Genomic DNA, 14,132 nt, shown 5'->3' on the forward strand with positions numbered 1-14,132 from the left:
TCAGCTTTTTTGTACCGTTCACGAAAAACCGAGTAGCGGATTCGAACCGAGCCGCCAGCAGATATAAACCAATCAGTCGCAAGTAACAATCATATGAGAACTCGGCGGGACGCGATTGCTGTCATTGGGGCGACAGTGCTTGCAGGCTGTTCGGCACAGAGCACGACGACACCAGACGAGACAGCAGCTGACGAGTCGGAGCCAGAGTTGACGATTCCTATAGCTGGTCTGGGAGAATATGAAGAAAAACTTCGAGAGTACGGTCCAATGGAAGGACCAGTAGACACACTGCCCGGAGGTATCGAAACCAGTCCCGAAGACATCCGCAGAATGCTTGAAGAAACCGATTCAGTGGAGGAGGAACGAAACTGGCTCGCAGAAAACACGCCAATCGGCGAAGAACAAACGTTCCACGTAATGAACGAATACCTAACACAAAAAGAACCAGGCGAACCATCAGTCCAACTCAACCGAATCTATGTATTCATCCCTGGTGCATCAGGACTAGTAAACACCTTCACCACCGTCAAGAACGGAGAACTCGAAGGACAGCCCAGCATCATGTACCAAGTAGGAGCCAACCCCGTAACGGATCATCCAAATCAAAAGGGACATGAAGCACTCTATAATCTTCGCGTCCCAGACAAAGCTGCATCAATAACACCGATAGACGTAGAAGGAATAAAGAAAAGCATAAGGATATATAAAGAAGATGACGATACATATGAAGAGGATATCGTTGGTTTTAGAAGATCAGTTTTTCTAAGGATTTCATATGTTTTTCCTGGTATATCAGAGCGACAAAGGCTAAGATTCGAACGTGAAACAGCAGCAAAATTGTATGAAGGAATGTTTGGAAACGACGATCCGAGTATAATCACGGAAGGAGCTAAGCAATACCAACAATCAGAACACTTTGATACAGACTACATGGTTGAAGCAGAAATAACAGAAAATGGATGGGAATTCAATCGCCGCCCAGACTTAGGGATGGGAGACCCTTGGTAAAACATTCTCCTCATTCATAAAGCGGTGTTCGAATAAGAGCAACCAAGTAGGTAGGTCAGACGGCCGATCAGCCGCCACCTTGGCGGACTGAAAGGGCGAGGCTCTCTCGGCGAACCCCGGCGACGCAAGCACCGCAACGAGCAACGCGAGTGAGGAGCACAGCGAGCCGCGGGAGCCGAGAGAGGCGAGGGCTTTCTACATTACGTCCCGCTCACCACCACTCATCTGAACACTACCGGCCACTCTATACTACGTTCCTGCCAGCGTTCTGTCGCTGATTACGACCCATCCGACCAGCGAGCCGCGAGCCGCTGCTGGATCGCCGCAAACACCGTCGCGTACACGTCAAGCGGGTGGCGTGAGTCCACGGAGAGGTCCCGAATCGCCTCGGCGTCGGGCGGCTGGTGAAAATGGAGCCGCGCGTTGTGCGGGTTCGGGTGTCGATCCCAGCGGCACTCCCACTGGTCTCCGTTAGTCGTCGTTTCGACGTAATGTAGCGAGAAGTCGCCGGTCGTGAACCACCGGATATCGAGCCGGGCGGCCGCAACCGTCTCGGGAAACGCGTCAGTGTCGAGCCTCGCCAGCAGGCGGCGCGGCTCGGTCGCGCTCGGCTGGAATTCGGTGTCGGCGACCAGCGGCGTCGTGGCACACTGACGTTCAAGTAGCCGCAACGCCTGGCGATCCGGTGGCCCCGTCGAACTCCCCGGCGGCTCCGCTGGCGGCGTCATGCCGGAATCAGGTGGCCGTCGTTTTGGGCCAGTTGGCGAGCCAGTTCGTAGAGCCGCAGATCACGGATCAGCCCTTGCCACTCGCTAACTGCACTCATACGTTCGTGGATCGTGTCGTGGTCGTCGTGATCGAAGACGGAAACCTCGGCAGGGTCAGTCGTCCCGAACCGCTCTTCGTAGTCGTCGCGCTCGGCTTCCAGCGATTCGACGCGGTCGATGATCTCGGCGACCGATAGCTCGCGGGCGATCCGGCTGGCCTCCTGCCATTCGAGGTAGCCGTCGTTTCGGGCAAATCTGGCAGGACGGCTCTCGCGGTCGGCGTTGACGACGCCCATCTCTGCCAGTCGGGAGAGGTGTTTGGTCGCGGCGTTGGGCGAGCAGTCGGCGATCTCGGCGATCTCGACCGCAGGCGTCGGCGTGGTGATACCGAGTACAACGTCGTAGACCCGGCCGAAGGTGTCGGTGTCGTCGAGCCACTGCTGGCGTGGCTCGCTCGTATCGTCAACCGTTGGGGCCGGATCGAAGTCATCCATATCTGCTGCTACGGGGCGTGTTGCAATATATTTTGTGAGTAAGCAAATATATGAATTAGTGCTGCGGAAGAAAGCAGCCGCTCAAGAGGGTGAAACGCCGATTCGCCCCCATGTTTTAATCGGTTGCCGCCAAAGAACAGGTGTGACAGCCGCGGACGACGACCTCCGGTTCTTCCCCTACGAGACGCCGTATCCGAACCAGCGTGAGGCTATCGACCGGATCGCCAACTCGCTGGGCCAGGCCCGCGACGTGCTCTTCGAGGGCGCGCCGGGCACCGGGAAGACCCTCTCCGCGCTCGTGCCCGCACTCGCCCACGCACGCGAACACGACAAAACAGTCGTCATCACCACCAACGTCCACCAGCAGATGCGGCAGTTCGTCGACGACGCCCGTTCGATCACGCGCACCGAGCCGATCCGCGCGGTCGTCTTCAAGGGCAAAGCCGAGATGTGCCATATCGACGTTGGCTACCAGGAGTGCCAGACGCTCCGGGATACCACCCGCGAACTCGTCGACACCGAAACCGACCACGAGGAACTGGCCGCCCGCCAAGAGGAACTGCTGGAGGCGAGCCAGGAGGGCGAGGCCGGCGCGGCCGAAGCCCGCAGCGCGGTGATGGACGAACTCGACGACTTAGAGGACGAACTCGACGACCTCCGCGGCGGCAACGTCTGTGACTACTACTACAACAATCTCACCGCCGACACCGACGACTTCTTTTCGTGGCTCTTCGACGACGTGCGAACGCCCGAGGAGATCTACGAGTACGCCGACAAACAGCACCTCTGTGGGTACGAACTCCTGAAAGAGGGGATGGAAGGCGTCGACCTCGTNNTCTGNAACTACCANCANCTGCTCGANCCGNNNATCCGCGAGCAGTTCTTCCGNTGGCTCGNCNGCGANCCCAGCGACGTGATCACGGTCTTCGACGAGGCCCACAACATCGAGGGCGCGGCCCGCGATCACGCGACCAAGACGCTCACCGAAACCACGCTCGATTCAGCACTCGAAGAACTCGCTGGCGTCGAGGACTCCCGCGCCGAGCCCGCGCGCAACGTGATTGAGGCGTTCCGGGATGCACTCATCGTCGCCTACGAGGACGAACTCAGCGACTACGAACGCGACAATGTCGGCGACCACTGGGAGGACATCTCGGTCGCCAACCCCGACGCCCGCGATGAGATCACCCTCGCGTTCCTCCGACTCTACGAGGGCCGCGGCATCGACACCGAAACCGAACTCGCGGTGCAGTTGGGCCGCACGCTCGACGAGGAGTACGAACGCGCCTACAAGGAGGGCGAGGCGACGACGCGAGCGGAGTGCCAGACCCTGCAGGTCGCCCAGTTCATCAGCACCTGGATGTCGGAGGGCAGTGAACTCGGCCAGCACCCGATGGCCGGCGTCCGCCGGAACGAACAGACCGGCGACGTCTACGGCCGCGCCGAACTGTATACCTGTATTCCACGCGAAGTAACGCGGGACCTCTTCGACGACGTGTACGCCAGCATCCTGATGAGCGCGACGCTGCGACCGTTCGACGTGACCGAGGACGTACTCGGACTGGACTCGCCAGCGACGATGGCCTACGGGCTGGCCTATCCCGAGGACAACCGCCGGACCTACGCGGCCAAGGTGCCCGCCCTCTTCTCCAGCGAACGCGACGACCCCGAGACACAGGAGACGATCACGAATCTCCTCCGGGACGTGATCCGGTTTACGCCAGGCAACACCCTGCTGTTCTTCCCCTCGTATTCGGAGGCCGAACGCTACCACGGCCGGCTCAGCGTCGAGAATCGTGCCGACGAGCCGCTCGGAACGCTCATCCTCGACGAATCGGGGAAATCAACCGAAGACCTCCGCCAGCGGTTCGTCGCCAGCGACGACGCCACGCTGTTCACGTCGCTGTGGGGCACCCTCGCGGAGGGTGTGAGTTTCGACGGCAACCAGGCCCGCACCGTCGCCGTCATCGGCGTCCCGTACCCGAAACTCTCTGAGCGGATGGAGGCCGTCCAGGACGCCTACAAGCGCGCCTACAAGGGGAAACACCAGAAGCGCGACGCCGGCTGGGCCTACGCCGTCGAGATTCCGACGATCCGCAAGACCCGGCAGGCATTGGGTCGAGTCATCCGCTCGCCGGAGGACTTCGGCGTGCGGATTCTCGCCGACAAGCGGTACACCAACGCTGACATGGGGAAATACAGTGTCCGTCGGAGCTTCCCGGTCGAGGAACGCGAGGAGTTGGTCGACATCAACCCCGAGAAACTGAAGTTTGCGATGCTGAACTTCTACACCGATCACGACGCCTACGACGGCCAGCCGCCGGAGCCATGAGCGACAGTGTGCCTCAACACTGATTCGCTGCCGTAACGCAGCCGTCGGCGAGTGCTTCCGACCGACAGTCCGTCGTCTCGGCCGAGCAGTCACGCGTCGGCTGCTCATGAATCTCGACAAGCGACTCCAACTCTCGAAGCTGTGTGGCGATCTCCGTGCCCGTTGGAGTGAGCGAGTAGGTCGTTGTCGGCGGTGTCGTCGCTTCGACCGTTCGCTCAACGAGGCCATGGCAGCGAAGCTCTTTGAGCCGTTGAGAGAGGATCGGCGCGGTCAGACCATCCAGACTGTCCCGGATGGCGTTGAAGCCGTGTGGGTCCTCGGAGAGAACGCGAAGGATGTGAAACGTCCACTTCGGCCCGAGGAGATCGTGCAAGCCATGCCACGTCGGTTGCCACTGTGATTCGCTCATACGTCACAAACAGCCGCTGTAGCAGCATATACGTTCGTAGTCGGCATGCCATCGACCGAGAGGTGGTTTCAGTACGGAAACCACATTTATGTTTGTTAACTGATCAGTATATGAGGCGAGCGGACGTAGTGACCACCACAATGCAGACCTTCCCAGACAGCACGGCTGTTTCGGTTGTCGAAACGTCGGCGACGGAGTATACCCGAGAGACAGTTACCGTCGATTTCCTCTACCTCGACAACGAATCCTGCGAGCGATGTATCGGGACTGAACAAGCGCTCGAAACCGCACTCACGCGGGTCGAACCGATCCTCGAACCGCTGGATGTCAGCGTTGTTGTGCGCGATATTCACGTCGATACGCTGGCGGCAGCGAAAGCGACGCAGTTGGCCGTGTCGCCGACGATCCGCATCAACGGGCGGGACATCCAATCGGACTACCGCGAAAACAACTGCGAATCGTGTGGCGATCTCTGTGCGTGTCCGGGCGAGATCGACTGTCGGCTCTGGCACTACCGCGGTACCGAGCATACGACGCCACCGGTCGAGTTCCTTGTTGCGGCACTGGTCCAGGCTGCGGTTCCTGAGCAGTCGTCGTCGGACATCACACGCGAGAAGGCTTCTGAAGGGATCTCAGCGAATGTCGCGTCGTTTTTCGGCGACGCGGACGCCAGCGGAGCGGGCGGGTGTGACTGTTGAGGCGGGCTGTTCTATCGAGCCGACCGCCTACTCGCTCGGCGGCCAGGCGATCCCGTAGTCGGCCAGCAGTTCGGCGAAATCGCGCTCGGAGAGGATCGGCACGCTGTTGGCGTCGGCGTCATCCTGTTTCCGCTGGCCGGCATTGTCGCCAGCGACGAGGTAGTCGGTGTTGCCGGAGACGCTGCCGGTCGCGTTCGCGCCGTGGGCATCGACCAGCGCCTGGGCGTCGTCCCGCGAGACCGCCAGCGAGCCAGTGAAGACGAAGGTGAGGCCGGCGAGTTCGTCGCCAGCGTCGGCCCCTTCGACCGGCTGCGGGTCGACACCTGCCTCCAGCAGCGCGTCGATGGCCGCACGGTTGTCGGGGTTCTCGAAAAAGTCCCGGATCGTCTCGGCGACGATTGGGCCTACGTCGTCGATGGCTTCGAGGGCGTCGCTGTCGGCGTCGATCAGGGCGTCGAGGGAGCTGAACTCCCGGGCCAGCGCGGTCGCGGTCGCGCCGCCGACCTCCGGGATAGAGAGAGCAGTAAGGAACGAATCAAGCGGCGGTTCGCTGGCAGCGTCGATCTCATCGAGCAGATTTTGCGCGCTCTTCTCACCCCATCCTTCCAGTGCGGCCAACTCCTCGCGGTCGAGTCGGTAGAGGTCGTCCAGCGAATCGAGCAGATCGGCCTCGCGGAGTTGTCCGATACGCTCGGGACCCAGGCCCTCGATATCGAGCCCGCCGCGGCTGACGTAGTGCTCGATGGCGCGCTCGCGCTGGGCCGAACAGCCAAGGCCGCCGGTACAGAACGCCAGCGGGCCGTCGCGGTCGACGGGGCTGTCACAGACCGGGCAGGTCTCGGGGAACGCGAAGGTGTCCTCGGTTTCGGCCTCGACGACCTCCTCGATGTAGGGGATCACGTCGCCAGCGCGGAGGACGCGCACGCGGTCGCCGACAGCAACGCCGAGCGATTCGATCTCACCGGGGTTGTGTAAGGTGGCTCGGGAGACGGTGACGCCGCCGACCTGCACGGGATCGAGCAGCGCGACCGGCGTGAGCCGGCCGGTGCGACCGACCTGGACGACGATATCAGTGATCGTCGTCACCTCGGTGCGAGCAGGGAACTTGTAGGCGAACGCCGACCGCGTCTCCCGGGCCGTGTTCCCGAGGGCGTCGGCCGCCTCAATGTCGTCGACTTTGATAACAACGCCGTCGATCTCGTAGTTCAGGTCCTCACGGTCGTCGAGCAAGGAATCGCGGTACTCGATTGCGGCCTCAATGTCGGCGACCTGTTCGGCGAGGTCGTCGACGTGGAATCCCCAGGCCTCGATGGCGTCGCGTTCGGCCCACTGTGTTGCTGGGCGGTCTCCTGCCTGATCGCCGGCCTCGTAGGCCATGATGTCGTAGACGAAGCAGTCCAGCGGGCGGTCGGCGACGACACCCGGATCGAGTTGGCGGATCGTCCCAGCGGTCGCGTTTCGGGGGTTGGCGAACGGCTCTTTTCCGTCCTCGACGCGCTCGCGGTTGTGCTCCCGAAACCCGTCTTTCGGCATGAACACCTCGCCGCGAACCGCCAGCAACGCGGGCGCGTCACCACGGAGCCGCTGCGGAATCGCGCGGATGCGGCGAGCCTGTGCGGTCACATCGTCGCCTTCCGCGCCGTCGCCGCGGGTGGCTGCACGAGCGAGCCGGCCGTCCTCGTAGACGAGTTCGATGGAGATGCCGTCGAATTTGGGCTCGCAGACGTAGCCGATATCCTCGGAGTCGAATCCTTCATCGTGGAGGAGTCGAGCGGTTCGCTCGTCGAACTCACGGACGTCCTCGGCGTCGCCGCTCTGCGCAATAGACAACATCGGCGCGGTGTGTTCGACCGTGTCGAGGTCGTCGACCGGCTCGCCGCCGACGCGGTTGGTCGGGCTGTCGGGATCGTCGAGATCGAACGCGGCTTCGAGCGTCTGGAGGCGGTCGAACAGTTGGTCGTAAACACGGTCGGCGATCAGTGGCTCGTTGTCGACGTAGTACCGGTAATCGTGTTCACGGATCGCGGCCCGAAGCTGTTGGACCTGTTGTTCGGCCGCCTCGCCTGAGAGCGCGTCGACGGGCTCGAACTCGGTGGGTGGGTCGCGGAGATAGGGGTTGTCGCTGTCGGCGTGACTCATCGTGTGGGTCAGTGGCTCAGACTTCGCGCTGGACGATCTCGAGGGTCTCCTCGCGGTCGTCCCACGCGACGAACAGCGCGACCGAGGTCGCACTCGTGATCACATCGTGGAGGTTGATCCCGGCGTCGGCAATCGGCGTGAGGACGGTCTGGATGACGCCCGGCCGGTTCGGGAGTTCGCCGCCCGTCACGCGGATCACGGCGATGTCGTCCTCGACGGTCACGCTGGAGAGCGTCGTTCCGCTGACGACCTGCTCGTGGAGGACGGGCTCGGCCTCGTCGGCGAGATCGCTGTTGACGTAGAAGGTGATCGAGTCCATCCCGCTGGCGACGGCGTCGATGTTGATGCCGGCGTTCCGGAGTGCGTCCGAGAGATCCGCGAGGATGCCGGGGCTGTTGCGGATCGACCGCCCCGCGACGGTGAGGCAGGCGAGTCGCTGTTCCTGCATGTCGATCAGGTTCTCGAACTCGCCTTCGATCTGGGTGCCGCCGCTCAGCAGATCGCCGTGCTGGTAGTGAACGACCCGGACGCCGAGGTGTTCGTGCTTGTAGGAGAGCGCGCTGGGCGCGACGACCTCCGCACCGCGGAAGGAGAGATTGCGGAGNTCGTCNACGGNGATNNNGCCGACGTTGCGNGCNCCNTCGACGACGCGNGGGTCGCCGGTCATCACACCCTCGACGTCGGTGACGATGACGACCTCGTCGGCGTCCATGTACTTGCCGAGCATGACGGCGGTCGTGTCGGNNCCNCCNCGNCCGAGCGTNGTNANNTNGCCNNCGTNGTNNTCGGCGAGGAAGCCGGTGATGACGGGGACGACGCCGTCGAGTTTGGCGGCGAGATCCGCGGCGCGCTGTTTGGTCGCGTCCACGTCGACCTCACCGAGGTCGTTGGTGATGATCGGCCATTCCTCGCTGCCGGGTTCCAAGAACAGAGCGTTGACGCCGCGGGCGGCGAGAGCCGCCTTCAGCATGCGGACGCTGGTGCGTTCACCCATCGAGACGATCTCCGCGCGATCCTCGTCGGAGACATCGAACTCGATGTCGTCGAGAAGGTCGTCAGTCGTCGATCCCATCGCGCTGGCGACGACCGCGATCTGGTGGCCCGCCTCGACGGCGTTGGCGATCGAGTCGGCCGCCCGGTTGATCCGTTCGCCGGTCCCGAGGCTCGTCCCCCCGAACTTGGCGACTACGCGCACGGGAGCTCACCCCGTAGTACCGGCGTTCCGGCGGGCGGCGCGGACGCCCGCGCTGTATTCCGCAGCTCGTAGTGACACATGCCCGCTCCTTACGAGGGGTCCCGCATAACGTTGTTCACTTCGTGGTCGCGGTGGTCGCCCCGCGGGCGGAATCGCCAACGGTCAGAAGCCGAAGACCGGGACGAACCGGAAAACGAGGTACGCGCCGATCGTCGAGATCAGCGGCACCACGTTCTGCAGCAGGATCACTCGCGCCGTCGTCGAGGGGTTGAACAGATCCGACGCGGCCGGGATGTCCTCGGGTTCCTCTTCGCCCATCGGCGGCAGCGGCTCGCCTTCGGTGTCGGCGGCGAGCGCGCCGACCGACACACGGGCGTCGTCGCCGTCGCCGGTGATCGACTCCCGGGAGACGCGCATCGTCCGGGTCGCCCGGCCCCACCCGAGGCCGATGATCGACATGGTTGCGATGACGACGAAGCTGGCAGGGATGCCGATCGCCGAGAGGCCGACGACCAGCGTCGCGCTCACGGTGGCGACGACGATGGCCGCGGTCAGCGGCAGTGAAGTGATGTCGCTACCGAGAGTGTCGAGCGTCCGCCGGGCGATCGTGAACGCGCCGAGGGCGACGGCGACACAGGCGATAATGATTCCAGGGTTCATCTCTAAGGCACCGCTACCGACCAGCGGGGCGATGGCGTTGGCGACGTTGCTCGTCCCGGAGCTAAACGCCATGATACAGCCGATCCCGATGACGACGCCGGTGCCGAACAGCTCACGGCGGGTCGTCCCCGGCCCGAGTTCGACCGTCGGCAGCGTCCCCTCGCGGTCGATGGTCACCAGATCACCCTCGCTTTGGACCAGTGCGATCCGGCGGTTGAGCGCGGGGTAGAAGTATCGGCCGATGACCGCCGACAGCCAGAAGCCGATGATCGGCGCGACGAGCCACCACGTCACGATCTCGCCCATGACGGCCCAGTCGAGCGCGCCGCTGGCAAGGCCAAGCCCCGCGATCGCGCCGACGGCGGTCATCGAGGTCGAAGCCGGCACGCCGAAGACGTTGCCGACGAACAGCGCGAGGCCGATGAAGAAGAGGACGGTTATGCTGGCCGGCAGGGTGAACACACCCGGATTCGTGACCAACTCGCGGCCGAGCGTGTCGACCACGCGGCGGCCGATCGTCCACGCCCCAATAAAGAAGAAAACGCTCATCAGCGCGGCGGCGACCGTCTTCGACAGCGCGCCGGAGCCGACAGCCGGCCCGAAGGCGGGGCCAGTCGTCGAGCCACCGATGTTGTAGCCGACGAAGATCGCCACAATCACGCCGATAATCAGGAGTACCTCAGTCACAGCCGTAAATTCAGCCGACGTGTGGTTAAGTCGTTGGATTCGAGACACCGGACACGGACGCCGAACTGCCAGCCGCCGGACCCGTCGCCTGTGACTGGCTTTTTGAGCGTCGCGGTCGGAGCCCCGGTATGCAAACGCTCACCGAAAAACGGGTCTTCGGCACGAAAACCGGGACGACAGAGGTGTTCGTCGGCACCGAGACCGGGCTGGTCGTCGTCACCGTCTCGGCCGACCAGATCGGGACGTTCGGCCTCACCGACCGCGAGCCGGTAACCGCGGTCGCCGCCGACAGCCAGCAGGTGCTCGTCGGTGGCGACGGCGGCCTCCGGGTGAGTCGGCTGGCCGACGCGGATCGGGCGTCGTCGCCGCCGGAACTTCCACTCAGTGCCGTTGGCGACGACAGCCTCGATCAGATCGTTGCCGTCGGGATCGGGCCGACCGGCCCGCTCGTCGGCGACGCTGATGGCGAGGTTTACGCGCTTGCGACCGACGGTAATGAAGATAGAAAATGGCAGCACGTCGGCACAACGGCGGGCGTCAACGCCATCGACGGTGCGTTGGTCGCAGCCGACGACGGGGTCTATCGCGTCACCGATGGCGAGCTTGACCACGTCGGCCTCGATTCGGCCGCGGATGTCGCCGGCCACGGCGTCCCGCAGGCGGCGACGAGCGAGGGGTTGTTCCGGCTCGGCAACGGCTGGCTGTCGGTCGCCGACGGCGCGTTCAGCCGGGTCGCCGGCGATGGCCACGGTCACGCCTCAGCAGTCGCCAGCGACGGCCTGCGAACGCGGGCCGATGAAGACGGCGACTGGACGGCCGACGCGCTCCCGGTCGATGAGCCGATCGTCGATCTCGCCTACGGCAGCGGGATTCGCGCCGCGATTACCGAGTCAGGGACGCTCTGTATCAACGCGGGCGACGGCTGGCGACACCAGCGACTCGGCCTCCCCTCGGTCACGGGTGTCGCCGTCGCGGGTGCTGACTGACACACTGCCAGCGCGCAGTGGACGACGGCGAACGGTTTTGTAACTGGCCGAACCTTGGTCTGTATGGATCGACGGCTTGCCGTGCTCGGCGGGGTGTTGGTGACGATCGCCGTGCTGGCGGCAGTGATCCTCGTCGATGTCCTCGGAACGGTCTTTTTCGCGCTCACCGTTGCCTTCCTGCTCGCGCCGCTGCGCCGCCGGATTCGGGATCGCGGCGTCTCGCGGCTCATGACGACCGTCATCGTGACCGCGACGGCGTTCGTCGGCGTCGTCGTCCTCATCGCCCCGGTCGGCTACCTGCTGTTCGCGCGGTTCGGCGACGTGCTGGCGTTTATCAACGCGTTGCCGGAGTCGATCATGCTCGAGGTCGCCGGCTTCCAGTACGAGCTCGTCGTCGCCGAGCTCATCGCCTTCGCCGAGCAACGACTCCGGGGCACTGTCACGTCGGTCGCCGCCGCCCTGCCCGTGTTGGTTACGAAGTTCGCGCTGTTCGTCCTGCTGGTGTTCTCCTTGCTTCACAACGAAAGCGACATCCGGAGCAGCGTGATCGCCGTCGTCCCGCCGGAGTACCGCGATATCGCCAACGCACTCCACGAGCGCGCTCGCAACACCCTCTACGCACTCTACGTGTTGCAGGCGGTGACAGCGCTGGCGACGTTTCTCATCGCGTTGCCCGTGTTCTATTTCCTCGGCTATAGCTCGCCGCTCGTCCTCGCTACGGTGGCCGGCGTCCTCCAGTTCATCCCGGTGCTCGGCCCGAGTATCCTGATCGCCGTGTTGGTCGTCGGCAACCTCCTCGCCGGGGACATCGTCGGGGCACTCGCTATCGCGTTCCTCGGCGGCGGGCTAATCGCGTGGCTGCCCGATCTGACGATCCGCCCGCGGCTGGCGAAGCGGACAGCCGACATCAACGGCAGCCTCTATTTCATCGGCTTCGTCGGTGGGCTGTTGAGCCTCGGGGCGATCGGCGTCATCGTCGGCCCGCTCGTGATCGATCTGCTGGCCGAAACGGCCGGCCTCGTCGCCGACGAGTTCGAAATCGAGCCCGAAACCGCCTAACAAGCTGCCGACGACGACAGTTAGCCGAGGACCGCAGCCGCGATCCACGGCGTCAGGAACGCCTCGATGAGCGCGGCGACGACGAGCACGACAGCCAACCCGAGCAGCACGCGGTAGGCCAACCGGAGGGCGTCGGCGATGTCAGCAGTCGTGGCGCGGCCGGTGAGGCGGCCGAGGACCGTGCCGGCGACGTGAAAGCCGAGCCCGCCGGCAACGAAGATGGCCGGAATCTCGATGATCCCGTGGGGGGCGACGAGCGCGACGAAGCCGAGTTGGTCGGTCACGCCGTAGAGCGCGCCGACGATCGCCCCGTTAAGCAGCATATCGACCGCCGTCGGGACGCCGAGGGCGATCCCGCCGTAGGCCGCCGTCGCCGACACCAGCCAGTTGTTGGCCGCGAGCATGACGAACGTATCGAGCGGGACGGTCCCGAAGACGTTGCGCACGTCCTCCGGCAGCGGGATTTCGGTGCCGAAACTCGCCGTCAACTGGAAACTGAGGACAGCAGCGAGAGTGAACAACCCCGTCGCCAGCAGTACCGGCAGCGGGTGGCCGCGGAGGAAGCCGGCCAACGCGGCCAGCCCGTCACGGAACGCGGCGACAGCGCGATGGCGATGCGGGGGCTGCGGGGCCTGCGATGGCGTAGTCGCAGCCGAATCGGCTGAATCGGCTGGGGAGTCGGTCTCATCGGCGACACCGAGCAACTTACGGTCGGCATAGAGGGCGAGTTTGAAAATATCCAAGAACGGCAGCAACAACAGCGGGCCGACGAGCCCCGAGAGTTGGGAAACGCCCAGCAGCGAGAACAGCGAGCCGAGCAACGATAGCGCGCCGAAGACGGCGATGGCGACGACAAGGTAGCCGACGAACGCGCCCGGCCGTCGGAACGGGAAGCCGGTGCTGTTCCGAATCGCGCCGCCGATCCCGGCGTCGTCGACGACGACCGACTGGCCGGCGAACGCGAGGGCGAGCAGCCCGACGAGGATGATCCCGCCGCCGATGAGGACACCAACCGCAGTGGCGACGCCGCCGGCGGCCGGCGAGACCGAAAACAGGCCGACACCGATGAGCGCGGGGATCGCACCGAGGACGACGAGAGCCGTCTTGAGAACCGAAAGCCCGACGAAGGGTCCCCAGTCGCGGCCGAGGCCAGCGAGGGCCGCGCTGAGTGCGTCGTCGTCGGTGAGCGCGCCGTAGACGCCGTGGAGCGCGGCTGCGTTTGCGAGGGCGTTGGCGACGACGCCGATGAGTATCGAGAGCGTCACGCCAACGGCGAGGACGCCGACGACAGGCAGCGAGAACGCGTCGGTCACTGCCGATTCAAGCCCCGGCGGAATCTCGGGCGGGCTCGCCGCTGCGTTGCCCTCGAAATCGGTCTCCCGGAGGTAGCCTTCCAGTTCAGTCACCAGCGTTTCGAGTCGGCCGTCGCTGGCCAGCAGGCCGACAACGGTCGCAATCGCCACGAGAACCGGCACCCGGACGGTCGCCGTCAACCCGGCCCCGAGCAGATACACCGGGAGGACGCTCGCGGGGCGGTCGACGAGGAGTCGAATGCCGGCACGGAGGGCAGATCCAACGGTCACGGCCGCGGCTACGTGTCGGAGGATGGTAACGTCTCCGAATCGTGAGCGGAGAGCAGCAGGCGACAGCACGACGGGAAATCGGTGAATGACGGGTCGATACCGGCAAAATTTCCAG

The 14,132-nt window shown here is 64.3% G+C and carries 11 protein-coding genes and 1 pseudogene; 5 read left to right on the top strand and 7 right to left on the bottom strand.

Annotated elements, in window-relative coordinates:
• The first annotated feature begins 93 nt into the window (after nt 1-93).
• Nucleotides 94-1,008 carry a hypothetical protein gene (locus tag EGH24_RS02960; protein ID WP_142978674.1) on the top strand — a complete coding sequence of 305 codons (915 nt, stop codon included), beginning with the start codon at nt 94-96 and terminating at the stop codon, nt 1,006-1,008.
• Between the two features lie 278 nt (nt 1,009-1,286).
• On the opposite strand, the gene EGH24_RS02965 is transcribed toward EGH24_RS02960, so the two are convergent.
• Nucleotides 1,287-1,736 carry a hypothetical protein gene (locus EGH24_RS02965; RefSeq protein WP_142978675.1) on the bottom strand — a complete coding sequence of 150 codons (450 nt, stop codon included), beginning with the start codon at nt 1,734-1,736 and terminating at the stop codon, nt 1,287-1,289.
• Nucleotides 1,733-2,269, bottom strand: a complete 537-nt coding sequence (locus EGH24_RS02970; protein WP_142978676.1) for a winged helix-turn-helix domain-containing protein — start codon at nt 2,267-2,269, stop codon at nt 1,733-1,735. The genes EGH24_RS02965 and EGH24_RS02970 overlap by 4 nt, the downstream gene beginning before the upstream one ends.
• Nucleotides 2,270-2,411: 142 nt before the next feature.
• On the opposite strand from EGH24_RS02970, the gene EGH24_RS02975 reads away from it, so the two are divergent.
• A complete protein-coding gene (locus EGH24_RS02975; protein ID WP_142978677.1) occupies nt 2,412-4,601 on the top strand; it encodes an ATP-dependent DNA helicase in 2,190 nt (729 codons plus the stop codon).
• 13 nt (nt 4,602-4,614) lie between these two features.
• Here EGH24_RS02975 and EGH24_RS02980 read toward each other — a convergent pair whose 3' ends face one another.
• Complete coding sequence (locus EGH24_RS02980; RefSeq protein ID WP_142978678.1) at nt 4,615-5,010, bottom strand: winged helix-turn-helix transcriptional regulator; 396 nt, start codon at nt 5,008-5,010, stop codon at nt 4,615-4,617.
• Between the two features lie 140 nt (nt 5,011-5,150).
• Here EGH24_RS02980 and EGH24_RS02985 point away from each other — a divergent pair, with 140 nt between their 5' ends.
• Entirely contained in the window at nt 5,151-5,708 is a 558-nt protein-coding gene (locus EGH24_RS02985) for a DUF2703 domain-containing protein (RefSeq protein WP_185903215.1), read from the top strand.
• Nucleotides 5,709-5,735: 27 nt separating this feature from the next.
• Here EGH24_RS02985 and ligA read toward each other — a convergent pair whose 3' ends face one another.
• The 3 genes and pseudogenes from ligA to EGH24_RS03000 all read right to left on the bottom strand — a co-directional run bounded on the left by ligA (nt 5,736) and on the right by EGH24_RS03000 (nt 10,389).
• Nucleotides 5,736-7,847: an NAD-dependent DNA ligase LigA gene (gene ligA / locus EGH24_RS02990; RefSeq protein ID WP_142978680.1), complete on the bottom strand. Its 2,112-nt coding sequence runs from the start codon at nt 7,845-7,847 to the stop codon at nt 5,736-5,738.
• Nucleotides 7,848-7,863: 16 nt separating this feature from the next.
• Nucleotides 7,864-9,042, bottom strand: a pseudogene (locus EGH24_RS02995) (aspartate kinase).
• A gap of 162 nt (nt 9,043-9,204) precedes the next feature.
• Complete coding sequence (locus EGH24_RS03000; RefSeq protein ID WP_142978681.1) at nt 9,205-10,389, bottom strand: inorganic phosphate transporter; 1,185 nt, start codon at nt 10,387-10,389, stop codon at nt 9,205-9,207.
• A 128-nt stretch (nt 10,390-10,517) separates the two neighbouring features.
• Between EGH24_RS03000 and EGH24_RS03005 the strand changes: the two genes are divergently transcribed.
• Entirely contained in the window at nt 10,518-11,375 is an 858-nt protein-coding gene (locus tag EGH24_RS03005; protein ID WP_142978682.1) for an HVO_0234 family beta-propeller protein, read from the top strand.
• A gap of 63 nt (nt 11,376-11,438) precedes the next feature.
• Nucleotides 11,439-12,434: an AI-2E family transporter gene (locus EGH24_RS03010; protein WP_142978683.1), complete on the top strand. Its 996-nt coding sequence runs from the start codon at nt 11,439-11,441 to the stop codon at nt 12,432-12,434.
• Nucleotides 12,435-12,454: 20 nt separating this feature from the next.
• On the opposite strand, the gene EGH24_RS03015 is transcribed toward EGH24_RS03010, so the two are convergent.
• The gene (locus EGH24_RS03015; protein WP_142978684.1) at nt 12,455-14,017 is read right to left on the bottom strand and encodes a stage II sporulation protein M; all 1,563 of its coding nucleotides are present in this window, start codon (nt 14,015-14,017) and stop codon (nt 12,455-12,457) included.
• Nucleotides 14,018-14,132 lie beyond the last annotated feature (115 nt).

Source organism: Halonotius terrestris, assembly GCF_006861665.1.
GTDB classification, from domain to species: Archaea; Halobacteriota; Halobacteria; order Halobacteriales; family Haloferacaceae; genus Halonotius; species Halonotius terrestris.